We start from the raw sequence: 25,838 nt of genomic DNA, 5'->3' as shown, positions 1-25,838 counted from the left end.
CACCATAAAGTACAAAATAAATTGTTGTTCAAGGTATTGAGCCCCATGCCCATTTAATACATTGATTATTGGTAAGAAGAGATCAAATTGTTTCTCTCGGAGATTTTGTAAGTTTATAATTGAAGATTGAATAAAATTTTTCGCTTCATGAGGCTGTATTAATAAGTCTCTATGGTATATGCTATCAACAAATGATTCAGAGATATAACGGACGAAATCCAGCAAGCGTTTTGAGCTATAGCAACCATATCGAAACCACTTTATATGTTTTCTTGAGACAAATGAAGCAAGTAGTGTTAGGTCATCCGCAATTTGTATAGCATGATTGATAAAATCGGAATCTGATAAATCCTCTATCGAAAGATCTGTTTTAATCTCAATTGTTAGAACATAATCAGTTGCCTCTACTTCCTTACCATCTTCTAATCGAATAGGTGCGTAGAGATAGGTGGGTCTTAGTTCAATTTTAGCCTGAATGGGATTCGGAACATCGATTTGAAGTGGATCAATCTCAATATTAGCAGCACCCGTATATGATCTTGTCCGACCCCAATGCAATGGCCAAAGCAAACGAGGTCCAGCCAAATAAAAACATATTTCTCTTTCATCCCTATCTTTGTTATCAACAGAGATGTCTATCTCTAATTCAAATAATTCAATATCACAAATTTTATCAACCATGCGATCACCATACTCGCTGGGCCAAACCTTGTTTTGCACTTGTTTAATTATTGCCCGTGAGGATCGTATGGTCTCTCTACATCCTTCGTATGATTTTGATCTAATTTCAACATATGGAGACGGTTGACGCATAAGTGCGCTAATTCTGTCAGAATCAGTACGATTTCCTACAATTGTAGCCTTAATTTTATCTGGCTTATTCTCGGCATATTCAATGGTGAAATGTAGATCGTCGATATTTTCGCCAGCTTTGGAAAGAGTACCTTGAAACTCACGACGTTCATAGAAAGGCTTTGGTTGATCAGTCTCATTCATTTCTACATATCTCCTATCCCCTCCAACACCTCCCGCAACCGTCTCGCAACGATCACATCCTCTCCCTGCTCCATCATATAGGGCATCACCTCCACGCCATTATCGTGGGTGAACATCTCAATCCGCGGATCGCCATCTGACAACTGTTGCTGGACCTCCTCTGGCGCAATCGGCAAAACCGTCTGATCCCAGTGAACCTCCAGAATCGGCGCCACATTAGACCGCCCGGGATCTCGCACCCGTCTCGTCACCGACGGCAAATCTGTAACCGCATCGCCAATCACCTGCAACCATTGCTCCCACTCTGCCCACTCGGCATCGTGATCCCGCTGCACCCACTTCTCCACCGCCGCCAGCAACCCCATCACCTCCTCCTTACCCGCCTTCATCGCCCGCCCCAGCGAATGATGCGGCGCGCCATTGGCAAACGCCGCCTGCAAAATATCTTTGCGCCCCAGCACCAACCCCGACGACTGGGGACCGCGCAAACACTTGCCCCCGCTATAAGCCACAACATCTGCACCCGCTTGCAAATACGCATTGGGCACATCTGGCCGCTCTGCCGCGGCATCCACAAATACCGGCACGCCTTTGCGATGGCAAATCGCCACCACATCCTCAAGCGGAATATCGCTATGATCCGTTTGATCCCCAAAAAACGCAAACATCGCCGTGCGATCATCAACCGCTAAAGAAAGCGCATCGTGATCTTCCACCTCCACCATCTCCACCCCCGCCGCCCGAATCGCATGCGTATAAATATGCAAATGCCCCGGCTGGTACAACACCCGATTCTTCATCCCCGTCGTATCGGGCAATTGTTTGATCTTATCCGGATCATCACCCGCCACACACGCCGACGTCACCTGCGTCAGCGCCGCCGCGCATCCATTTGTCACCAGCCCCCACTCGCACTGCATCAACTCGGCAATACGCGCCCCCACCGCATCCATCAACTCATCCAAATGCACATACGCCTTTGCCGCCTCCATCATCGCCTCGCACACCTCGGGCAACATCAGCGAACCACTGATAATCGTATATGTCCCGCGACAGTTAATCAACGGCCGCACACCAATTGAACGATAAGTAGGAACAGTCATAGTCGCCCTCCACATCAGGCAAAATAGCGCGTGTACAAAATATAAATAGCCAGACCAATCATCAGCAAAAAACAGAACCACAACAGCAAATCCGTCTTCAAAGACGGTTTCAGGCGCTGATCGAGATGTCTATAGCGCAAATACAGCGTCCCTGCGGCAATCAGAGGAAACTTAATCGCCCCAAACAAATGCCCTATAGTCAGCATCCAAACCGGATTTTGAAAAAAGAAATACGCCAGAGAAGTCACCAGAGGGGACACCACCGCCCAAATGCGCAAAATGCGAACCCGGGTCTTGTAATCATTGCGCTCGATCAAACCCATCACAGACATCCCATCCGCAAAAATGCGCACCCCACCGCCCAGACCGGATATCGCCGTTGAATAAAGCACAAAAAAAGCACCCACCATAAACAGCCAGAACGCCCATTCGCCAAGCGTCTGCGTGTACATATTGGAAAGCACCGGAATCGTCTCCAGACCATCGGGTTGTTTATTGAGCCGATACAACACCCCCGCGCCCAGCATATAAAACGGAATCGTCGCACAAGTCAGCAAGCCCAGTGTCAAAAGCACATCGGTTTGCATCACCCGAATCCATCCCCTCGCGCGCTGAACCCAGGCATGGGACTGATCTGCCGGTCCCGAAAAACGCGCATAGCCCTTTTCCACACACCAATACGTATAGGCCATCTGTTCGCCCGAACCCACCCCGGTACCGCCATACATCGCCAGTGCGGCCAGCAGCGCAAAAGCCGGAAAACCAAACGTCAGCCCACCGCGCACCTCTTCCCAGGTAATCGCGTATTCGGTCAACTGCAACAAAACAGCACAGGCGATCGTAATAAACGTAAACATAACCACCAGAACCGTCATCAGCCTTTCGAGAAATCGATACGTCCCGGTCAGAATAATCACAGACGCCGTCCCAGCCAGAATAACCGTCCACCACTCCGAACCGAGAGAAGGCAGAGCCATGTGAATCGCCTGACCAGCACCCCCGTAAATACCACCGCTGATCAACTGCCCAGGAATAATCCAGAGCAACCAGAAATAGATGTACCACGACACTTTCCGCCCATTAAACGCGGGTAACTTTCCGGGCAATCGGTTAAAAGCGTGCAAAAAAGGTTCGCCAGAAGCAACCGAAAAACGCGCCAGTTCTGCCTGAACAATATTCTTGCTCCAGCAACTCACCAGCACAAACCAGAGCATTGAAAATCCAACAATAGAACCCAAATTCGTCGTCAGAATAATCTCACCAGAACCCACCACAGATCCCACGAGAATCAGCCCTGGACCGAGAAACTTCAGCGTACTGCGAAGCCCTTGAGGGGGCTCCTGAACCGCCCGTGGATCCAGCGCGTAGAGATCTGGATTTTCATCTTCTCCCGATGGTTGCACAGTTTTGGATTCTTCCGGCATATACCCTCCTTGCGAATCAACGAATCAGCGAATCAGCGAATCGGGATTTGCACTGACTTTGGGTGGCAGGGTGGGATTCGTCTATTCGTCTATTCGTCCCATCCCGCAAAAACAAAAAGCCACCCGGTATGCACAGCGCATTTTCAGGCAGTCCCATGCCATTGGCACTACGGAAATCGTTCTGTGCGTGCGACTTGCGGGTGGTTATTTACGTATCGATTTTGGATATTTAACGGCGGCGACGCGACCTGCTGCGTCCACCGCGACCAGGACGCCTGCTCCCGCCTCCTTGCGTGCTCGGAGGGGGTGGCCCACCTGTTCCGGAATCGCGGAATGTAATGCGCCCCCGGTTCAGGTCATAAGGAGAGGTCTCAATCGTGACGGTATCGCCCACAACAATGCGAATATTAAAACGGCGCATTTTGCCCGACGTATAACCGAGAATCTGATGCCCTCCTTCAATTTCAACCTTGTATTGCCCATCGGGCAAAATATCGACAATCGTTCCTTCCAGTACAACTTTTTCTTCTTTTGCCATATAACCTCCAACTATGGGATGGATAAACTCGTACCTTACACGATTTGGGATGCATCAAGCTAAAAATAAAGCCTTTCAACTAAGATATGAGAGAAAATTTATGTTCACAAGTATTTTTGACACGCGGCTAATTTCCAAATTTTGCACACGATCGCACAACTCAAAAAAGGCGATAGCTCAGGGCAAGAAGAAGACTCTGTCTGAATGGCGAACCTTCTTCTTTCGAAATTTGCTCAATAGCCGTCAAGCTAATTCTGTTTTCGATAAAAAATGTGAAACTGATATTTGAAATATGTCTAAACCTCGCATCTTGATCGCGTTTTTTGTTGATGTGGAGTGTATTGGAGCTCACAAAGGCAATTCTGTTGGTAATTTCGTAAATAAAATCGACATTCTGCCGGATATTATACTCTCGCCTAAAATAGTCTCTCTTGAATGGCGTATCCAATTTGAAATCCGTATTGACCTGTATCTGCCAACTGATAGGTCGGGAATACCGCACGTTAATGGCTAAAGCTGGGGGAGGACGTTCTATGTCTTTAGACCTGGTCTGCACTTCATACTGAACCCCCGCATTGACATCCCAACCAAAAAACCGGTCGCTGATCTGCTCCTGTGTAAGTACCTCGCGCATGCGAAAGAGACCAACAGGGCCAATATTGCCGCCCCCGGTCACAAGACCGGTTTTATCAATTTCACTGCTCATATCTTCGTACCAGTAGTGCAGATAGGTACGATCGCCGTAGATATTGCGGTACTCATCTTCTTTTTCAATAATTTGCCCAAGCGCGATCATCGTATCTCTTGGTAGGAAATCGCTAATAACGCCTTCTTCAAACAAAAAGTCTTCAATACGCACGGCTTTGCGCAGGGCAGTGGCATTGATAAATCGACCATAACCAAGACCTAAAATGACATCACTCTGCGGGCGATCAAAGCCCTTACGCATCAAAGCATCGGGACTGACAAAATAGAAAAACTTATGGGTTTCTCGAAAATACTTTTGAATCTGTATATCGAGATTCATGTCATAAGTACCCGTACGCTCAGAACCTTCAAATGAAAATTGTCGAAAATATGAGGCCGAACTGAGCGCGTCGATAAAATATGCAAAAGGCAGAGAACTGTAAAACTTCTTGTACACAAGGCCGATTTCGCCCTGTTCGTGTATAACTTCTTTGCCCTCGGTCGTCAAATTAAAACTCAACACATCAATGCGTAGATTATCCACCCGACTCACCGGCACTTTGTAGTCGGTGACCGAAACATTTTGCGCCTTTGCCGATGTTGTAAGTGCTACAAGCATACAGCAGACAAGTGCCTTTAATAGATATTGTGCATCCATGGTCAGCCTCCGCGTTGTGCTATTTGTCAGGCCAGCAGGTTGTCCCCAAAATGAACGAGCCTGATATCCGTTCTTCATTCTGTATTCCCCGGGTTCTTTTCAACTGTGGGCCTTGGAATAATAAAGGTAATATCATCGTAATCCGCTGCGACGACTGTCTCCGTATTATTTGAATCGGTAAGCAACCCCAAATAATCAACCGGACGGGGATCACCACCGAACAGCCGCCGATAGTCTTGGTATGCATTCACTTCTTCCCAAACCCATTTTTTTGCATCTTTTGCACCGTTACGCAAGACAATAATATATTGGACTCCAAGCCTCCCCTTCTTAATGACCGTCCCCTTGGGCAGTGTCTCGCTCCAGATGTATTTGAGCGTTTTGGTACGGCCAAAGACCAGACGCACTGCAGCAGCACTGTCATTTTTGTCGTCGTCGGTTTCATCGGATCCCTCGGGCAAATCGTGTACTCGCCAGCGCCAACGCAATTTTTGGAACAAACGCAAACTTGCTTTGATTTCTCTGCCTCGATATGTGACCTTTGCTTCTCTCCCAAAATTTACGGCACCGCCTTTTGTTTTCGCGCTCAGATAATGATTATCAACTTCTCTTAAAATCCGATAGTAAACATCTTCTTTTTTTGTTTTGCTATATCGCCAGCCCGATATTCCCTGCCATATCTTGTCGGGATAAGAATTCAAAAATTGAGGATAATCAAAGGTATCGAGAACACTGGTGGAATCACCCGCAGGCGTGACCCAGTGAGCAGGAGGCTGCGAAGGATCTGTTATCTCAAGTATTGTCGAGGGATCGTGACCTGGCCTGAGCGGATCGGCCATTGCAGGATCAACAGCCGTAGAATCAACAAATCCAGAGACAACCGGTTGGACACCCGTAGAATCAGGACCGACAGCAAAGCATATGCTGTATCTAAGATCAATAACAAATACCACGAGCAGGCACAGCCTGAGAGCCATGTTTATCAAATACATGCTGATAAAGTCAGTATGGGAACGCAATCCCATCATCCAACCCCGCCGTTACCAATAATATATCGACTCTTGTAAAGTTGATTTTCCGCATTGCTGGTGACAGCCGATAGAAATCCAGAACGGGCTGCGGCTGCACCCCAATTGCCATATTTGTCAATGGCGATATAGGCCATCTGATAGGGACGCGCAGAGGGAACGCGCGCAATGAGATGTTGTACAACAGCTTCGCAGGCTTCCTGAGGCGTTTTGCCCTGCCGCATGTGTTCAACAACAGCAAACGACCCGCAGGTCCGAGCAATTTCCTCACCGCGACCGGTGGCCGCAGCAGCTCCTGTATCATTATCTGCATAAAGACCCGAGCCAATAAGCGGCGAATCGCCAACGCGACCGGGCAACTTAAAAGCCGCGCCACTTGTGGTACAGGCCGCCGCGAGATTCCCGTGTTGGTCAAGAGCGATTAAGCCAATCGTATCGTGGACATCTGCGGGAGGTCCTGTTTGCTCCCTTTTCCACTTCTCCCAGGCTTCTCGCCCGTGCTCTGTGAGCATATTGCACGCTTCAAAGCCCTGTGCGCGCGCAAACTTCAGCGCGCCATTGCCCACGAGAAAAACGTGATCTGTTTTCTCCATCACGCACCGCGCCACAGCGGTGGGCGTGGCAATATTTCTAAGCCCTGCCACCGCACCATAACCAAGAGTAAGTCCGTCCATAACCGCGGCATCGACTTCGACCTCGCCCTCGGCATTGGGATATCCGCCGAAACCAACGCTCTTGACCGCAGGATCGCGTTCCGCCACCTCAGCACCCCGCACAACAGCATCGAGCGCAGAGCCACCACTTTTCAAAATTTTCCAGGCGGGCTGATTAGAAGCGAGACCAAACCGCCATGTGGATACAACAATGTGGGACATCGCCTTCTTTCCATCTGAAATTTTAAACCTTTCCTATTCTCCCATCGCCCGGTAAATCGCATTTCGCGTGCCCTCGAGATCAAAACACTCGTACTGATTGTCGTACATCACACGCGAAGCAATATGCATCGCCTGCGATTCGGTCAGATAACCTTCTTCCACTTCGGCTTCGAGGGTTTTGTCAAGCCAGAAACGGGTTTGAAATGCGTAGGCAGCGGCACTGGTGGGCCAGCGCGTATCACCGCCAAAAACAAAGAGCTTATTGATGGGAGCGCCGTGGATAAATCGGCGGACAAAATCGCTTGAAGCGTAGGGATTAATAGACCATGCCCAGCACAGGTCTGCCCAGACATTTTTGTAGTGCTTGGTCAGCGCGATGAGTTCATCACTATAGGGATAGGCAATGTGCATAAGCACAAAGCGAGCGTCGAGATACCTGGCCAAAAGCGCGCAGAGATTGCCAGCTTTGATGCGGTCAACGGGCATGCGATTGTTGCCAGCGTAATAGCCCGTATGGATTTTGAAGGGCAAATTGTGTTCAATAGTCAATTCCACACCGCGTGCCCAGCACCAGTCGCCAAGGCACAATCGCATAGACTCGGAAACATTATTATTCGAGCTAAGCGTCGCGTAAAGCGCGCGTTCGACATCGCCGCGGGCACGCGCTTGCCAATTGAGGGTGCGATTGTACGCATGTTGGGCTTTAACCGCAATGGCACAAGGCGCGTGCTTTTCAAATATCGCCTCCATCGCCTTCTGAAGAGAATCGAGATCAACAACAGCAATACCAGTATCTTTAGCAATAGCTTCCTGGTCTATCTGCCCACTGCAAAACCCCGCCCAGGAGAGGTCGTAAAGAAAAAAGTCTGGTCCTGATTCGTCGGGATCACAGGGCCAGGAAGAATCATCGGTTTGAATATGGTCGAGATTGGCGACTTCGCGCAGCAAATTGTAGCGACCACCGGGAGTACGCAATTCAGTCAGTTTTTCCTGTGCAGGTGCGAGCACATCGGGTGTGAGTTCGTCGAAACCATACACATCGGTGACAATGCGCCGTACGGCCTCGCCATAACCCGTGTACTGCGTGGCCTCCCACGCTGCGCGAACACCTTCAAAACGCCCGACAAGGTCTGGATCTGACGCATCTGTGAGACGCCTCAGGGCTTCCTGCGATGCACCAGCCGTAATGAGATCCGCAGGCACATAATTGCCAAAAAGGTCCTGTAATACATCGGGACCATCGTCAATCCAATCAGGCTCCCGACGAAGATGCTCGTGCGTATCGCACAGCGCGGTTTGTTCGATATGTTCAGATAAATTGGTCGCCATGGTATTATTCCTCCTCAATCAAGAGCCTCTGCTTTTAATTTTTAATTTTTAATTCTCATCATCTCGCAACTTTCAACCAATATCCCCCATCCACACTCAACACCGTCCCTGTAATATAGTCGGCAGCATCAGAACAGAGAAATGCGGCGGCATTGGCAATATCTTCCGGCGTCCCCAGGCGCTTCCAGGGCAGCGCAGTAGCAGCCTCTCGGATTTGTTCTTCCGTCGCATATTGACGCTCGCCGGGCGTATCAATGTAACCAGGCGTAATCACATTGGCGCGAATGCGGTGATCGGTCAACTCATTGGCAATAGTCGCCGACATCTGATTGATCCCCGCCTTTGCAGCATTATAGGGCAACGAGGTCGAAAAGGGAATATTGGACAAAACAGAACTGATAAAGAGAATCGCCCCCCCTTCGCCCTGTTTGACCATCTGGCGGGCGCCGGCCTGAGCCATGTGGAAAGCCCCCCAAAACGTGACATCAAGCGTGCGACGCGCGCCATCTAATTCCAGATCGAGAAAAGGTTCGCGCTTGCTGTAATACGCATTGGAAACCACAATATCGAGACGCCCAAATTGCTCAACCGTTGCGGCGACCATCGCATCCACCGCATCGCGGTCAGAGACATCTGCGCCATAGACAAGCGCGTCAGACCCCACATCGCGAATCTCAGCGGCAACTTCCTCTGCCTCGTCGGGATGCGTGCGATAATTGACCGCGACCTTTGCGCCCGAACGCCCCATCCGGAGGGCAATACCGCGCCCAATACCGCGCGACGCGCCGGAAATAAGTGCGACCTTTCCATCCAAATTGATATTCATAGAGAACTCCTTATTCAACTCACCCTGCAGGTAGACCCGTACCCGGCCACTGATCGTCGCTTGAAGTAATATCCACAGTAATACCATCGGGATCCTCTACTTTGAACGCACCCTCCTCGAGCTTATCCGGAGCCAAGGGCTCTTTACCGCCCAGACCATCGGAAAAAATCTCGTAACCCATATCCGTCAAACGCCGAGCCGCAGCCTCCAGGTCGGGAACCCGAATGCCAATATGCAGATAATCCAGCATCCCGCTGACATGCTCTGGGCGGGAAGGCCCATTATGCTGAAAGAGGCGGAAATTGTGATACCCATCGGTAAGATCGTAGGATTGACCTCGATTCTGAACGAGACGCAAACCCAGACCATCTCGCCAGAAGCGGATAGTCTCATCGATATCTGTGGCGCGCACGCCAATATGAACAAGTGTAGTAGCCATAATGGTATTCCTCCTGTTGAAGTGTAACCTGCCTGACCTCATCACCGCTGATCCCACAACTGCCGCATCTCCTCACTCGACTCGAGCAACTCGTCCAGCGTCCCCATGCCCTCGACACGACCATTTTTCAGAACGACAATTTGATCTGCGCGGCGAAGCGCGGGGCGGCGATGAGAAACCACGAGACAGGTAGCCCTGCGGTGTTCAAAAACGCGCCGCCAGAGAACGCGCTCGGTTTCCACATCCAGCGCAGAAGACAAATCGTCAAAAACCAGAAGTTCGGGATCGCGAATAAACATGCGCGCGGCAGCAGTGCGCTGAATTTGACCGCCTGAAAGTTTGACACCGCGCGGCCCAACAATCGTATCCAGACCGTTTTCAAGGGTGGAAATATCGGTCTCCATAACACCATTGTAAAGCGCGTGTTCGAGTGCTCGATCATCGGGCACCCCCAAAAGAATATTATCGCGCAGAGACTCGCTAAAAAGGTGTGGAATCTGCGGCGTATAAGCACAGCGCGGAGGCGTAAAAAAAATTTTGGGATCCGCAACCTTCTCACCATTCCAGTAAATATCCCCATTCACAAGCGGAAGAACACCCATAAGCGCGCGGATAAGCGTGGTCTTGCCCGATCCGATTTGCCCCGTAATAACCGTAAACGATCCAGCGGGAATGACCAGGTCAATATCGTAAACACCATTTGTGGATTTGGGATAAATATAAGTCATATTGCGAATGGTGAGTGAGTTGAGCCTGTCCGATTCCGCACGGGACGGCAACGCCAGTTCATCGGGTTCTACATTGAGATAAACATCCGTGTGTTGAGAGATGCGTTCGCGGGGAATATCTTCAATAGTATAAGCCATCCGAAAATAAGAAACTTCGGCGCGCTTGTGATTGGTGAGAATGGTCCCGAGCAAAGAACCACTTCGGGCAACCTGACCGACATAAGTGGCAAAAAGAGCCATATCGCCAACCGTGAACACGCCCGACTTCATTTTTTCAGCCACGAGAATCAGGATAACACCCGTGGCAATATGCCCCAGGTTGAAATTGATCGAACTCAGAATTTGAGTGAAAAGATTGTCGATAAGAGTAGATATGCGGCGCGCATCATTGAGCCGTCGAAAATGGTCAATCACATGGGCTTGTGTGGTAGCAACTTTGACAGCGAGGATAGATTGAAACATCTCGTTGATAAAATTGGTAGATCGCTCGGTTGCAACGCGCTGCGCGGTGCGGTATTTGTGAATATAGTTGCGGGCAAAATCCACAACAATAACCACACCTATCGCCGGCATAATCGTGATAAAAGTGATATAGGGATCGATTCTCGACATATAAAAAATGGCGAGCACAGCAAATACGAGATTGCCCCACATGTGGATATACCGATTGAGGTATTGAATAATGCCCAACACATCATCCCGAAATCGGTTGGTCACCTCGCCAGAGGCGGTGGAAATCTTTCCCGGATCTCGAACTTCGAGAATAGCAGTCATAAGATTTTTCCGCAAAAGCGTTTCAATTGCATACCACCAGCGCGGCCATGCAAAAGCCGAACCGAGAAGGGCGATGCGGTCGCCAATCTCAACAGCGACAAAAAGCGCGACAAGCGACCAGGCAGTGAACCCCGCCTCGGCCTGACCGGTGAGCGCGTCAAAAAAGCCCTTCATAATAACGCCCGCGAGAAAGGGCGCGATGTCGTCAATACCGCGAAAAAATATCGTAGTCAAAAAAAGTCCGGGACGGAACTTGAGCAGCCGCCATGTCGTTTGCCCCATCGTCATGCGATAAGTTCCTCCAGACCTGTATTGAGCAAGCGTGAAAACTGCGAATTTGAATCTGCGACGAGATCTTTGCGAAGGCCAAATTCTCGCACCTGCCCGTCGTCGAGAATGAGGATATTATCCACGCGCTCTACAGTCTCAAGGCGATGCGCGATAATAATACCCGTGCGATTTTGCAACAGGCGTTCCACCGCAAAATTGATATTCTGCTCGGTCGCGGGATCGAGCCGCGATGAAGGCTCGTCCAGAATGACCAGACCGGGATCCTTGAGGAAAACGCGGGCAAAGGCGAGCAACTGGGCTTCGCCAGCCGAGAGACTGCCCGAGACGAGTTCGGTATCCAACCCCCCGGACAAGGACGCATACCATGCACCAAGGCCGAGTTCATCGAGTATAGCGACGATTTTCTTATCCGAAACATCGGGCTTAAAAAGGGTGAGATTATCGCGCACACTGGCATTGAAAAGTTGTACATCCTGCGTAACGAGACCAACGTGCTGCCGCAAATCGTCGAGCAAAATATCCCGGATATTTTGGTCTCCAATGCGAATTTGTCCGCGTTGAATATCGTAAAAGCGAAAAAGCAAGCGGGTAATCGTGGTCTTGCCACTGCCCGTGCGCCCCAACAAGCCGAGGGTTTTGCCCGGATCGAGAGAAAAGGAAATATTCTGCAAAACCGGATCGCCGGGGTTATACGCAAAATGGACATTCTCAAACGCGATACCCAAAGAATAACCAGCAGATAATTTTTCATTCCCATCCCGAATGCTGGTCTGGATGCGGTGGAGTTCTTCAATGCGTTTAAGCCCGGCAGTGGCACGTTGCAAATCGTTGATTTGCTGGCTAATTTGAAAAAGCGGTTCGCGCAACATCGACGTGTAGTGAAAAATGAGAAAGACCGCGCCAATTGTAAACGTACCCTCCCGATAAAGCCAGATACCCATGCCCATTGCAAGCGCGTAACCGAGCGCGAACATAATGCCGGTAATCGCACGCAATCCTTCGCTCATAATTTCGGATTTCTTCACGCGGGCAAAAACGCCGTTATTGACCCCGTAAAACCGATTCACAGTGTAGTCGCCTGCACCATTTGTGCGGATGTCTTCAAGGCCGAGCAATCGCTCTTCGATAAAACCGTAAAGACGCGCATAACTTTCGCGTTCAGCCGTATAAATGGGCACAGCAATATTGCGCGTGAGATTAAAAACAATAAAAGCGAGAATCGAAAAAGCCGTCAGCGCTGCGCCCACGCGCCAATCTTCGCGAAAGACGAGAATGAGGACGCCCAAAAGAAAAAATGAGCTTCCAATAACATGAATGACAAATTGCGAAAAAAAATTGGAAAGCGCCGTCGTATCGCCGTCAACGCGCTCGATCATCTCGCCCGGCGTATGCGCGTGGTGAAAGCCCATATCGAGATTGAGGCAGTGGTGCGCGAGCGTATTCCGCATCTGATTCGTCGCGCGCCAGCCCACGTCCTGCCCCAAATAAGAACTCACAATTTGCACACCCTGGCGAATAATGCCAATAGCGAGAAACGCAATACCCGCCCATATCAGATTTTGGACAGCACCATCTGCCTGCGCTGTATCAATAAAATATCGGACGATTTGGGGATTGAGCAGATTGAGACCAATGCCAGTGAACATGAAAACGCCGAGAAAAACAACGCGCTTCCAATGGGGGCGAAGATAGTGTATCAGGAGGGTGGCATAATGCCTGAGAGGGACGCGTTCCAAGAGGATTCCCAAAGTAAAAAAAGAAAAAAATCGGTGCCCGAATGGACCAAAGTTCTTGAAAATTAAGATGTCGCATGTTAATTTCCAAATGAAATTTAATCACTAACACCGTCATCCAAACATTGAAGCTTGTCTTTGAGTGATTTGAAGGATATATTTTACAGTAAATGTAATTTGAGGATAGCTATGAAAACCATACAAGAAAACGATCAGATTATTTTAATGCGTAATTTGAAAGAATTTGGCCTTTGCCTGGGCGATATAGGAACTGTTGTACTTGTACATCAAGCAGGTCGAGGTTATGAGGTAGAATTTCTCACATTGGATGGAAAAACCATTGGCGTCACAACATTGATGGCTGATGAGATACGTCCAACTGGTAGCCGAGAAGTCGCTCACGCACGGTTGCTGAATACTTAAACTCTCTTGATGATTCTACCCCGAATGCCTCCCAAACTCATCTCCCTTCTAAGAAATACTGGCCTCGACATCCATTGGGAAAAATCCGCCGCAACATTCCCCGGCAACCTCCCCTTTCTTCAGCCCGAAGCCATCCGCGAAAACGGCGACTGGGCAAATCTTCCGCCCAACGCCATAAACTTCGCAATCCGCGCCGCCAAACAAATCGCCGCCGATCCCGACCTCGCGCACATGGCCTGGCATGCCCATCGCCTGCTCTTCATCGACAAAAGCACCCAGAACTCGGCAACCCGCGACTGGCCCCTCCTCGCCCCCGTACTCGGCAATTACGGCGGTGCCTTTTATCTCCTCATCGCGCTCTCGGGCATACCACAACTCCGCACCTACCACCAATCGCGCGACATACCCGAACACATCACCCGCCTCACCTGCCGCGACACGTACGTCTGGGCGCAACAATACCACGACATCGGCATTTTCAAAAACGATCGTTTCTTCCACCCGGGCGAACCCGGCACCTGGGGGCTATGCACGCGCATCTTGCCCTGGCTGCTCGGCCATCTCAACGGCGACCTCTATCGCGTAGGACGCCTGCAATACAAAATCGGACCCTTTCGCCAGAAAATGCGCGCGTACCGCCATCGCACCTCTACACATCTGTGTCTCCTGTGCGAATCCGGATTGGAATTTCGCACCGACGGCAACTTCAACGGCGCGGGCGAACGGGAAGACCCACAAGCCTGGACATCTGAACGCACCGAAACCTCGACCCATATCATCGGCAATCCCATACACCCCAACGGCCACGCACAACGCCAGCCGGTCGGCCTCCCTCGCGCTCACTGGAATTGCGTCCTCACTGAAGGCGATCCCATCCTCGAAATTCACATCCCCGAAGACGGACCAATGGCATTTGAAAATTGCGGCGACTCCCTCCGTCAGGTCGCCAAATTCTTCCCCAAACACTTCCCCGACCGTCCCTTCAAAGCGATCTGTTGCACATCCTGGTTCCTCGACCCCACGTACCAGAACTTACTCTCCAAAAATTCCAACATCGCTCGCTTCCAGCGCGAATGTTATCTCTTCCCACTCAACTCGCGCAGCAAATACAGCAGCCTCGATCGCATCTTCGGTCCCTATGTCCACGACCTCTCCACAGCCCCGCGCGACAGCAGCATGAGAGCCGCGGTACTCGATCACATCGAAAACGGCGGCTGTCTCATCAGCGGAGGCTGCCTCCTCTGGACAGACCACCTCGACAAGTGGGGCACCCAATTTTATCTCCATCAATCTCCCAGTCCCCAAAGTTGACATCTTCTCAAACACATATTACCTTTCGCCTCACAAATAACACCCTCGCCACTCGTATCCCCGTGTCTTTGTGTCTTTGTGTGAGACATTTATCCAATCCCATATCTTTCGCCCATGTCCAACACCCCCGACATCGCCGTTCAAAATCTCCGAAAAACTTATGAAGTGCCCCAGCGAGAACCCGGATTGGGCGCAGCGATCAAAAGCCTTGTCTCGCGCACCACACGCGACGTCGAAGCTGTAAAAAATATCTCCTTTGACGTTGCCCCAGGCGAAATCGTCGGATTCTTGGGACCCAATGGCGCCGGCAAAACCACCACCCTCAAAATGCTCTCCGGCTTGCTCCACCCCACAGCCGGCGAAATCTCAGTCATTGGACACACGCCTTATGCGCGCCACAAAAATTTCCTCAACCGCATCACCCTCGTCATGGGCCAGCGCAACCAGCTCATGTGGGACATCCCCGTAGCCGATTCTTTTGAACGCAACCGCGCAATCTATCGCATTTCTCACGGCGAATACAACAAAACCCTCGACGAACTCAGCGCCTTACTCGACCTGAGCGATCTGCTTTCCAAACCCGTGCGCAATCTCTCATTGGGCGAACGAATGAAATGCGAAATCGCCGCAGCCCTGCTCCACCGCCCAAAGATTCTCTTCCTCGACGAACCCACCATTGGCCTCGACGTCACCATGCAGCGCCGCATCCGCGCCTTCCTGGGCGAATACAACCGCCGCCACAGTGCCACCGTATTGCTCACCTCGCATTACATGGCCGATGTCGAAGCCCTGTGCAAGCGCGTCATTGTCATTCACCACGGCGAACTGCTCTTCGACGGCGATTTGAGCGCGCTCATCGAACGCTTTTCACCTCACAAAACCATAGTAGTTGATCTCGAAACCGAACGCGCCGACCTCTCTTCCTACGGCGAAGTCGTCACCGCCGAGGGCAACAGCGTAACCCTGCGCGTACCAAAAGCAAAAACCGCCGATGTCACCGGAAAATTGCTCGCCAATCTGCCCGTCATCGACCTCACCGTTGAAGATCCACCCATAGAGGAAGTCATCGAACAGGTGTTTTCAAATTGAAACATTATACCGCCATCTACTGGGCCTTTTTTAAGACCTCATTACTCGAACAGTTCCAATACCGCGCCGCCATGGCGATATGGATGATCGGCCGCATTCTCGAACCCATCATCTACCTCACCGTATGGACGACAGTCGCCCACGCACGCGGGGGCAGCGTGGGATCCTATTCACCTGCCGACTTTGCCGCTTATTACATCGTCCTCATGCTCGTCAACCAATTCACATTTTCCTGGATCATGCACATATACGACTTTCGCATTCGCCAGGGCGAACTCTCCAACTTCTTGCTCAAACCCATACACCCCATACACGCGGACATTGCCGAGAACATCGCGTACAAAGTCATGACCGCAGTCATCATTTTTCCCACGGCAATATTGCTCTTCCTTCTCTTTGATCCCAATCTCGCCTTTCACATCCAGACATTCGCCGTCTTTTTACTCGCATTGGGCATAGCGTTCTTCATGCGATTCTTCATCGAGTGGACCCTCGCCCTCGTCGCCTTTTGGACCACGCGCAACGAAGCTATTAATCAGATGTACTTCACACTCGGCCTATTTCTCTCTGGACGCATCGCACCCATCGACCTGCTACCGGGTGCGATCCAGACCCTCGCCGACGCGCTCCCCTTTCGCTGGGCTATTGCATTTCCCGTCGAACTCATGCTCGGTCGTCTTTCGCAAGAACAAATTTGGAACGGATTCACCATGCAAGCCGTTTGGCTGCTCGCGGGTTTTCTCTTAATTCAGCTCACCTGGCGGTCAGGCGTCAAAAAATACTCGGCAGTTGGATCATAGGCACTTCATCCATGTACTACTTAAAACTGATATGGACCTTCTTCCGCATTGGCCTGCTCAACGAAATGGCCTATCGCGTGAACTTCTACGTCCAACTCCTGCAATCCCTCCTCAGCCTGGGCACAGCCATCGCGGGTCTGGCAATCGTATTTTCACACACCGATACCCTCGGCGGATGGCAGGCCGTTGATATCCTCGCACTACTCGGCGTATTTATGTTTGTAGGTGGCGTGATAGGCATGGTCATATCTCCGAGCATGAGCCAGCTCATGGACGATGTGCTACGAGGCCTATTCGACTACACCCTCACCAAACCGTGCGACGCGCAATTCCTCGCCAGCATCTCGCAAATCCGCGTATGGCGGCTCACCGATATTCTACTCGGCGCGGGCGTGCTCATCGCCGCGCTGATCTATCGGGGACTCGATATTGGTCCGCGGGAAGCCCTCGCCTTCGCCTTTGTCCTCTGTACGGGAGGCAGCATCATCTACAGCTTCTGGCTCATGCTCGCCACCCTCACCTTCTGGTTCTTGCGTATCGAAAACATCCTCCACATCTTCCAGAGCATGTACGAAGCCGGCCGCTGGCCCATTGGCATCTACCCCCACTGGCTGCGCTATATCCTCACATTCCTCGTACCCGTGGCATTTGCCATCACAGTACCCGCGGAAGCACTCTCAGGTCGCCTGACACCCGAAAGCATGATCACATCTGGCCTGCTGTGTATCTTTCTCATCGCATTCTCGCGCTGGTTCTGGAAACGCGGCCTAAAAAACTACTCCGGCGCATCGGCATAATAGTCATGCCCGTTTGACTTTCCAGATTCTATCGGCTATTTTACCCCTGCTTTCAACACCAGACAATACACATAAGGAGTTACAGAATGGCCTACCAACTTCCCGAACTCGCCGAACCCGAAGCACCTGAAAAGAACGAAGTCGTACTCATTGCCAACGGCGACCTGCGCTTATCTGCCAACCAGATGTGCTGGCCCGCACAAGAAGCAATGGAAAAAACCATCATAGCCGCAATCCAACGCGAAGGATGGAAAGTCCGCCGCGGACACCCCTACAAACAAGACGAAGAACACGGCTTTATCGGATCGCAAAAAGAGGGCATGGCCGTCTTCAAAAACATCCATCCCGACGCCCCCCTCATCGTAGCCGAAGCCGTCTGGCAATACAGCCACCACGTACTTCACGGACTGATCTCACACCGCGGCCCCATCCTCACCCTTGCCAACTGGTCTGGACAATGGCCCGGCCTCGTCGGCATGCTCAACCTCAACGGCTCCCTCACCAAAGCCGGGGTTGAATACAGCACCCTGTGGAGCCTGGACTTTACCGACGACTTCTTCAAACGCGGCCTGCGCGAATGGCTCACCAGCGGCAGCGTCACCCATGACACCTCCCATGTACGCGACGCCAACACCTTCCGCCTGCCCGAAGCCGAAACGCAACTCGGACAGGCGCTGGCAGAACAACTCCAGCGCGAAAAAGCCATTATGGGCGTCTTTGACGAAGGCTGCATGGGCATGTTCAACGCCATCATCCCCGACCACTTGCTCAATCCCACAGGCGTCTTCAAAGAACGCCTCTCACAATCTGCACTCTGGGCAGAAATGCAAACCATCACAGATGCAGAAGCAAATGCTGTTCGCACCTGGCTCGAGGGCAAGGGCCTCACCTTTGTCACTGGCACAAACACCACCGATGAACTCACCGACGACCAGATCGCAATGCAATGCAAAATGTACATTGCCGCCGTACGCATTGCCGATGACTTTGGTTGCGCCACCATTGGCATTCAATATCAACAGGGCCTCAAAGACCTGTGCCCGGCATCTGATCTGGTCGAAGGCATTCTCAACAACGCAGATCGCCCCCCGGTCAAAGCGCGCGCCAATGGCCAGATCCTCTACGAAGGCGAGGCACTCCCGCATTTCAACGAAGTCGATGAATGCGCTGGCCTCGACGGCCTGATCACCAATCGCATCTGGAGAGCACTGGAGCAGCCACCCGAAAACACCTTACACGACCTGCGCTGGGGCGAACACTATCGGGGAAATGGCATTGACGACTACGTATGGGTCTTTCTCATCTCTGGCGGCGCGCCGCCCGCACACTATATCGGCGGGTACAAAGGCACCTCTTCCGAACGCCAGCCCAACATGTATTTCCCTCTCGGCGGCGGCACCTGCAAAGGCGTGAGTAAACCCGGCGAAATCGTCTGGAGCCGCATCTTTGTTCAAAATGGCGAACTGCACATGGACATTGGCCGCGGTGGCGTCGTCGAACTCCCACAAATAGAAACCGACCGCCGCTGGCGTGCCACCACCCCGCAGTGGCCCATTATGCACGCCGTCACCTACGGCATCTCCCGCGACCAGATGATGGCGCGCCACAAAGCCAACCACATCCAGGTCGCCTATGCCCAATCAGCACAGGCCGCCAACAACGCGCTGGCCGTAAAAATCGCCATGATGCAAGCATTGGGCGTCAAAGTTCATCTGTGTGGCACAAATAACGGATTGGTGGATTGACATGGACCGTGTTCGTATTGGCGTTATCGGCGTGGGCAATATCGCCCGCAATTACCATTTACCCCCTGTACACGCACTCCCAAATGCCGAACTCGTCGCCGTTGCAGACCTCGACGAATCGCTCAGATTAAGAGCACAGAAGCAATTCGGCTTTCGCGATGCGTACACCGATTACCGCTGCATTTTAGACCGCGACGACATTCACGCCATCATGCTCCTCACCCGCGTGAATACACGCACCGAAATCATTCCCGCAGCCCTCGAAGCGGGCAAACACGTCTTCACCCAAAAGCCCTTTGCACTGACAAATGAAGACGCTGAATTTCTCGCCCAGGCAGCCAGGCGCACGGGCAATCGCCTCGTCTGCAGCTTCATGCATCGCTACTTTTCGCATACTCAGGGCGCGCGTCGAATCCTGCAGGAGGGCAAAATCGGCCGCCTCGAAATGGTGCGCCATCGCAACTGCATCGGCAGCCGCTACGACAACGCCGTTCGCTTGTGGGGCGGTGTCCTCGACATCGGTACACACGGCATAGACGTCATCCGGTATCTCACCGAACAAGACGTTGTCAAAGTGCAAGCCATGATGGATCCCTATCTCACCAATGCAAACCTGCCGATAGACCCCACCATCAACCGCCCCAATGAAACCGTAGCCATCATGAATTTCGAAATGTCTGGCGGCACCCTCGTCACCTTTGAAATGCACTGGACCCAACGCGGTGGCGCAGGAGCCTATTACGCCGAACACTACGGCGATGGCGGCTCGATGATCATCAAACATCCCATTGCGCCCGCAACCCTCGTTTACACCCAGGGCCACAAAGGCGACTGGATTCAACCCGACCTCGAACAGCATCCCAAAGGCCACCTGCACCACAAAATCTTCATAGACGACATCCTCAACAACACCTGTGAAAGTGCCACCCCTGAAGACGCCGTAGCCACCGTAAAAATTATCAACGCCGCTTACGAAGCGGCACAAACTGGAAAAACAATCACTGTAGGCTAAAAAAAGGACATAGTACCATGAGAATCGCGCTCGTTATCCGACCATTCACCGATGAAAACCTCCAGACCGCGCTTCAAATGGGCGTAGAAGACATCGTAACGGTCTTACCCAATGCTGGCCCCGTATGGGATTATCTCGCCATCTTGCGCCACAAAAAACGCATTGAAGACCAGGGCTTGCGCTGGTCTGTGGTCGAATCTGTTCCCATTTCGGACAACATCAAACTGGGCCTTGAAGACCGCGACAGTGAAATCGACAACTACTGCCAGACCATCCGCAACCTCGGCGCAGCGGGCATTCCCGTAATGTGTTACAACTGGATGGCTGTCTTTAACTGGATGCGCACCTCGATGACCACCCGCACGCGCGGCAATGCCCTGACCAGTACCTACGACCACAGCGACATGGAAGACGCGCCCCCCATCACCGACTATGGCGACATCACCGAAGAACGCCTCTGGGAAAACCTCGAATACTTCCTCAAAAGAGTCATACCCGTTGCCGAAGAAGCCGGCGTCAAACAGGGCCTGCACCCCGACGACCCGCCGCTCTCGCCCATTCGAGGCGTTGCCCGCATCATCACCAGCCCCGAAGCCTATGATCGCGTCATCTCTTTTATCCCCAGCGAATACAATGGCCTCACCTATTGCCAGGGCAACTTCAAAGCCATGGGTGCCGACATCCCGGCCACCATACACCACTTCAAAGACCACATCCACTTCGCCCACTTCCGCGACCTCCACGGCCAGGTACCCACCTTCTCCGAATCTTTTCACGACGACGGCGACACCGACATGGCAGAAGCCATTCGCGCGTACAAAGCAATCGGATTTAAGGGCGTCGTTCGCCCCGACCACACGCCCACCTTTGCGATTGACCAGGAAGATACAGGAGGCTACAACTTCCTCGGACGGCTCTATGCAGTCGGTTACATGCGTGGTCTCATCCATGGAACAGGCTAATTCAAAAAAAGGCTGCGATCTTTCGACCGCAGCCTTTTGTGTATCCAGTGAGAGAGCTTCTCTCAGAACCCAAGCCCCACAGTCAACCAGTGATTATCCTGAAAGTACTCTGTCTTGCCAAAGGCATAATCCACCTGAAAAGCCATATTGCCCATGGGCACATTCAGACCAAAGCCAAACGTCGGGCCGAGAATATATTCCTTCTTGAACCCGCTGGGCAGGGCATCACCTGTTGGAGAAGCAACATATCCTCCGCGCAACTGAAGAATTTGCTTCATCGAATACTCAACGCCAGCCTGATATTCGTCAGTCGCCAGATTGTTATTGCGGAAGGTCGCCGAAAAAATAGCTTTGCCCAGCGCATCTTCATAGAAAGCATAGGAAAAACCGATTTCTATGGACGTGGGCAACTCAGCCGCTGCCAGTGACGTGCGGAAACTGCGCGACCCGGCCTGGGGATCGGCCTCTGGAACAGCGTCTTGCAATTTCACCACCCGATCCAGATCCGGACCATCAAACCGCAGATCGGGACCAAAATTTTGCATGGCAATACCCAGCGTCAGACCTTTGAGTGCGGTTTTGTACTGGAAGCCAAAGTCAAACGCCAGGCCATTGGCGACCTCGCGCTTAATCGCCTCGTGGATATATTTGATCGTGGTGCCAAACGACACGCGATCTGTCAACAACTGCGAATACGTAAATGTCACACACGAAAATCTCGGCGAGAGCACCTCGCCCGTGCCTTCGGGCGACTCCTCGGTCGTCACAATAATATCGCCCACCGCAAACACGCGGGCACTGATCCCCACCGAAATATCATCCCGCAGACGTGTGGTAATCGCAAAATAGTTCACATTCATATCTGCGATATAATCCAGATATGAAAATATGGCTTCGCGCTTGTGCGTTCCAAATACCAATCCCGAAGGATTCCACTGCAATGCCTCGGCACCCTTTACATGGGCCAGTATGGCACCCCCAAGTGCTGTACCGCGCGATCCAATAGGAATGCGCAACTCTTGTGCCGCGGCTGTGCCAATGCGGCTCTCATCGCCTGCACGGGCATCCTGAGCGATCAATGCCAGCGCGGCAAACAGAAAAATCATCTGCCTGAACATAAGTTATTCCTCCATTAAGCGGTTCGTTAAAATGTGTTCAGCGTCTCAGCTTCCATAAACACCGCGCACTTAATAAAATGCGTACCGATATTTGGCGCATCAAAATGCGCGATATAAATGCCGCTGGCAACCAGCACGCCCTGATCTGTTTTCAGATCCCAGGTATCAAACGACAAACCGTTATTGTGATTAATCGTTCGCACCAGATCGCCCGACAGGCTGAAAATTCGGATCGTGCATTGCGCGGGAAGATTGGTAAAACGCATCTGGCGTGCGAGAGAAGTGAATTCATAAGACGAACGCCCCAGATACGGATTGGGCACCGCCAGAATTTTGGTCAAATCCTCCACCGCCAACTCCTGATCGCCCCGGACAGCCCCCTGTGTGTTAAATGCAAACACATCGTTGGGGCCATTGACGTGATTCGCCAGAATCAAAAACGAATCGCCATCCTGTGGAAACCGATCTGGCGTACGGCGCGCGGCCCAAATGATATACATAATGGGTGGTGCTGGCGCATCGTTAATCAAACCCTGAGACAACTCCGCCACATTGGAATCATCGCCCGGCTCGGTATAATCCCGATCAAAAATGAACAGCCACTCGCGCGGTCCACCACCAGCCAGATTGCTGACATCGCCGTAAAATCCCGGACCATACGCGCCGTTGACCAGGCCGCCGGGTTGGTTATTTTCCAACCAGCCAACTTCGAGACGGCGATTATTTTCCATATCCCAGGCCGAAAGCGCGATGGGATTGCGTTCCTGATACACATATACGCCGGGACCCGATGTATTGATGATATAATGGCTCCAGTCATAAGGTGCTTGTGTGGTCGTCTGATCTGCAGGAGCAGGAGGAGGAGCACCTGCACCGCGCAAATACCGATATCCATAAGACACGTTGGGATTGGTCAGGTCAATGGGTTTGTACTGATCCTCGCCTTCATCTTCAATCACACTGGTAAATCGCAATTCCACATTGACCAACCGCGCAGGCGACACACTCGTTGGACCGAACCACATATGGGCAATATCGCCCGTCATCGCGCCGTTAAAACCTTCGGCACCCCAGTTGGTATTTGCCCAGGTGTACCACCGCGCGCCCGAGGGAATATCCCAATCTTTGATGCCGAGGGGTGGACCCGTCACACGCACGAGCAAACCCTCGACAATCGGATTGGAAATCGCCGCATCCAGTGAGGCGTGCTGCTGCATATCTGAGAGCACGGCCTGACCACTCGACAAATTGATCAAATCCCACACCGTTCCCGCATCGGTATCGCGGAAGCGCACTTCGTAAGACGCGCCCGTGATCTGTGTATCGTCAACCACCTCTACAGCCACGATACCATCGCTTGAACCCGATGTGTGCTCAACAGTACTATCCACACCCACGGTATTGAATCGCGTACCCGCAGTGGGTCCGCGCGGCACAATACCATTGGCCGGAATCAACTCATCCGAAAGGGGCTTAAACGTCATGCGCCCATCAGCCAGAGCCGAGATGGATGTCTCGAGCGTTTTGGGCGACCTGCCCTCATTCAACGAATAGGCCGTCACCGCAAAATAATAGGTTTTACCCGTCACCAGCCTACCGCCCAAAACCTTATCCTCGGTCAGTTCGATATAGCGCCGAATACCCGAGTCACCGCCAAATTGCGCGGGCGAGTTGACCACCACACCCGCACCTTCATCGAACTGATTGTCAAAAATGATGGCCGAGCCATTGATCACGTCATAAGTCGCAAGGCGCCTCCAGGGGCCAGCGATCGACTCGCCCTGATACACGTTATAACCTTCAAAGGCATAATCACCCGAAGCGACTTCTGAATCATCTCCCCAGGTCAACTGAACTTTGCCATTGCCCATGTGATCACCCGTCACAGCCACCGACACTTTGGGTGAGGGCGGAGGCGATGGCAATGCAAAATTGGCATCAAAAGCCGATTGTGCAAATGTATCGTTAAAACGCACGGCTGTAATCGACGTGAGACGATCTTGGCCTTGCCCGATAATAATAGCACCCACTACTTCTTGTGTATCGCCGGGCGCAAAGGTAAACGGACCCGCCGTGAGCATAAAGCGCCGGTCAGCCGGGTTTTCGTCAAGCCAGCCCGTGCCCGCAACCGGATCTCCATCGACCATAAAAGCCTTCACCTGACCCGTAATCGGATCGGTGTGATCGGTCACGCCGCCATCCGGGTCGAGACCCTTCATATAATTATAGGTCTCTTCTGCGGTATGAGGATCCGTACCGTTGATGTATTTGTTAAACGACGTCATCGGCAATTCCACACCGTCATCGCCAATCGGCCCCTTGAAAAAGTCATACCCCACGGCAGGGGGTGAAGAACCATACTGCGCATCTATGTTTGATCCGTTATAACAAAACCCAAAGCTGGTCTCCACATCGCAGCCCACCAGGTCGTTATCGAACTGCCCCAGATCGGGATCAGACCACAGCGACACATAAGTGCTATCGATGGTATTGCCACCCTTGTTGATAATCAAAAATTTGACAAATATCACATTGCCAAGCGGACCTGTGCGGTCAAACGCAAATGTCGTCTGCTGTATTTCAACGCCTAAAGGCGCAGTCTGCATATTGGTGTGGGAACCCGGATCGGCATCGTTATAAACCGCCCACAAGGTCTGGTCACCCAGCACCATTGGCGTACCATCGGAATTGACCGGCGCGCCGTCTTCAACCGGCCACTGCGCGTAATCCGGATTTTCCATGCCATCGCCTTTGCTAATCTTATACACGCGATAGCGGTCGAGTTGCGGATCGGCGGGTGTGCCATCGGGCAAAATAGGCCCGGGCGCAAACTCAAATGAATACTCGGCAATCGCCACGCGAATCTCTCCATTGACCTTGCCCGCAATCCACGGACCGGAAGCAAATACCGCGGTTTTGCCCGTGCCCTTGGGAAATTCAAGGCCCGAAGATCCGGTCGCCAGGTCCCAGGCGAATGATCCCTGGTTGGTCACAAACATTTTGATATTGTTCACATCAATCACTTGATCATTGCTAATTTTACCCAGCCGCGGCTTTTGCGAGGGCGATGCAGCCAGCGCAATGCCAGCCATGCTCACACTCATCAAAGCCAGCGTCAAAATATTCAAAAAGCTTTTCATGTTCTAATCTCC

At 51.9% G+C, this 25,838-nt stretch carries 22 protein-coding genes; 8 read left to right on the top strand and 14 right to left on the bottom strand.

The features are described from left to right. The 12 genes from F4Y39_18015 to F4Y39_17960 all read right to left on the bottom strand — a co-directional run. Positions 1–996 (bottom strand): hypothetical protein (locus F4Y39_18015; protein MYC15624.1); only part of this gene is annotated, 996 nt, incomplete at its 3' end. Positions 997–998: 2 nt separating this feature from the next. Continuing rightward, the gene (locus F4Y39_18010; protein ID MYC15623.1) at positions 999–2,114 is read right to left on the bottom strand and encodes an aminotransferase class V-fold PLP-dependent enzyme; all 1,116 of its coding nucleotides are present in this window, start codon (positions 2,112–2,114) and stop codon (positions 999–1,001) included. Beyond that, positions 2,114–3,523, bottom strand: a complete 1,410-nt coding sequence (locus tag F4Y39_18005) for a divalent metal cation transporter (GenBank protein ID MYC15622.1) — start codon at positions 3,521–3,523, stop codon at positions 2,114–2,116. Before F4Y39_18005 ends, F4Y39_18010 begins: the two co-directional genes overlap by 1 nt. A 229-nt stretch (positions 3,524–3,752) precedes the next feature. Then, positions 3,753–4,061: a translation initiation factor IF-1 gene (gene infA / locus F4Y39_18000; protein MYC15621.1), complete on the bottom strand. Its 309-nt coding sequence runs from the start codon at positions 4,059–4,061 to the stop codon at positions 3,753–3,755. A gap of 160 nt (positions 4,062–4,221) precedes the next feature. Further along, on the bottom strand, positions 4,222–5,484 hold the full coding sequence (locus tag F4Y39_17995) for a hypothetical protein (GenBank protein MYC15620.1): 1,263 nt from the start codon (positions 5,482–5,484) through the stop codon (positions 4,222–4,224). Next, positions 5,481–6,434, bottom strand: coding sequence for a DUF3047 domain-containing protein (locus tag F4Y39_17990; GenBank protein ID MYC15619.1), 954 nt, complete (start codon positions 6,432–6,434; stop codon positions 5,481–5,483). Before F4Y39_17990 ends, F4Y39_17995 begins: the two co-directional genes overlap by 4 nt. Next, complete coding sequence (locus F4Y39_17985) at positions 6,431–7,309, bottom strand: N(4)-(beta-N-acetylglucosaminyl)-L-asparaginase (GenBank protein ID MYC15618.1); 879 nt, start codon at positions 7,307–7,309, stop codon at positions 6,431–6,433. Before F4Y39_17985 ends, F4Y39_17990 begins: the two co-directional genes overlap by 4 nt. Before the next feature lie 33 nt (positions 7,310–7,342). Continuing rightward, entirely contained in the window at positions 7,343–8,638 is a 1,296-nt protein-coding gene (locus tag F4Y39_17980; protein MYC15617.1) for an amidohydrolase family protein, read from the bottom strand. Between the two features lie 58 nt (positions 8,639–8,696). Continuing rightward, positions 8,697–9,464, bottom strand: coding sequence for a glucose 1-dehydrogenase (locus tag F4Y39_17975; protein MYC15616.1), 768 nt, complete (start codon positions 9,462–9,464; stop codon positions 8,697–8,699). A gap of 19 nt (positions 9,465–9,483) precedes the next feature. Further along, on the bottom strand, positions 9,484–9,960 hold the full coding sequence (locus F4Y39_17970) for a VOC family protein (protein MYC15615.1): 477 nt from the start codon (positions 9,958–9,960) through the stop codon (positions 9,484–9,486). Further along, complete coding sequence (locus tag F4Y39_17965) at positions 9,945–11,693, bottom strand: ABC transporter ATP-binding protein (GenBank protein MYC15614.1); 1,749 nt, start codon at positions 11,691–11,693, stop codon at positions 9,945–9,947. The genes F4Y39_17970 and F4Y39_17965 overlap by 16 nt, the downstream gene beginning before the upstream one ends. Further along, positions 11,690–13,342: an ABC transporter ATP-binding protein gene (locus tag F4Y39_17960; protein ID MYC15613.1), complete on the bottom strand. Its 1,653-nt coding sequence runs from the start codon at positions 13,340–13,342 to the stop codon at positions 11,690–11,692. The genes F4Y39_17965 and F4Y39_17960 overlap by 4 nt, the downstream gene beginning before the upstream one ends. Positions 13,343–13,618: 276 nt before the next feature. Between F4Y39_17960 and F4Y39_17955 the strand changes: the two genes are divergently transcribed. The 8 genes from F4Y39_17955 (at position 13,619) to F4Y39_17920 (ending at position 21,568) form a co-directional block, all read left to right on the top strand. Further along, on the top strand, positions 13,619–13,852 hold the full coding sequence (locus F4Y39_17955) for a DUF4926 domain-containing protein (protein MYC15612.1): 234 nt from the start codon (positions 13,619–13,621) through the stop codon (positions 13,850–13,852). Between the two features lie 24 nt (positions 13,853–13,876). Then, positions 13,877–15,163 (top strand): hypothetical protein, encoded by a 1,287-nt coding sequence (locus tag F4Y39_17950; protein MYC15611.1) that lies wholly within the window; start codon positions 13,877–13,879, stop codon positions 15,161–15,163. A 114-nt stretch (positions 15,164–15,277) separates the two neighbouring features. Beyond that, complete coding sequence (locus tag F4Y39_17945; GenBank protein MYC15610.1) at positions 15,278–16,252, top strand: ATP-binding cassette domain-containing protein; 975 nt, start codon at positions 15,278–15,280, stop codon at positions 16,250–16,252. Continuing rightward, positions 16,249–17,052 carry an ABC transporter permease gene (locus tag F4Y39_17940; GenBank protein ID MYC15609.1) on the top strand — a complete coding sequence of 268 codons (804 nt, stop codon included), beginning with the start codon at positions 16,249–16,251 and terminating at the stop codon, positions 17,050–17,052. Before F4Y39_17945 ends, F4Y39_17940 begins: the two co-directional genes overlap by 4 nt. An 11-nt stretch (positions 17,053–17,063) precedes the next feature. Beyond that, on the top strand, positions 17,064–17,849 hold the full coding sequence (locus F4Y39_17935; GenBank protein ID MYC15608.1) for an ABC transporter permease: 786 nt from the start codon (positions 17,064–17,066) through the stop codon (positions 17,847–17,849). Between the two features lie 86 nt (positions 17,850–17,935). Beyond that, positions 17,936–19,594 carry a fucose isomerase gene (locus tag F4Y39_17930; protein ID MYC15607.1) on the top strand — a complete coding sequence of 553 codons (1,659 nt, stop codon included), beginning with the start codon at positions 17,936–17,938 and terminating at the stop codon, positions 19,592–19,594. 1 nt (position 19,595) lies between these two features. Beyond that, a complete protein-coding gene (locus F4Y39_17925) occupies positions 19,596–20,606 on the top strand; it encodes a Gfo/Idh/MocA family oxidoreductase (protein ID MYC15606.1) in 1,011 nt (336 codons plus the stop codon). A 17-nt stretch (positions 20,607–20,623) separates the two neighbouring features. Beyond that, positions 20,624–21,568, top strand: a complete 945-nt coding sequence (locus F4Y39_17920) for a TIM barrel protein (protein ID MYC15605.1) — start codon at positions 20,624–20,626, stop codon at positions 21,566–21,568. A gap of 62 nt (positions 21,569–21,630) precedes the next feature. Here the strand turns inward: F4Y39_17920 and F4Y39_17915 are convergent, their stop codons facing one another. Together F4Y39_17915 and F4Y39_17910 are read right to left on the bottom strand one after the other, a co-directional pair. Continuing rightward, positions 21,631–22,686 (bottom strand): PorV/PorQ family protein, encoded by a 1,056-nt coding sequence (locus tag F4Y39_17915; GenBank protein ID MYC15604.1) that lies wholly within the window; start codon positions 22,684–22,686, stop codon positions 21,631–21,633. Between the two features lie 26 nt (positions 22,687–22,712). Further along, positions 22,713–25,826: a hypothetical protein gene (locus F4Y39_17910; protein ID MYC15603.1), complete on the bottom strand. Its 3,114-nt coding sequence runs from the start codon at positions 25,824–25,826 to the stop codon at positions 22,713–22,715. Positions 25,827–25,838: the final 12 nt, after the last annotated feature.

The sequence above is a fragment of the Gemmatimonadota bacterium genome (assembly GCA_009838845.1).
GTDB lineage: Bacteria > Latescibacterota > UBA2968 > UBA2968 > UBA2968 > VXRD01.
This window is presented reverse-complemented; position numbering and strand designations above follow the sequence as displayed.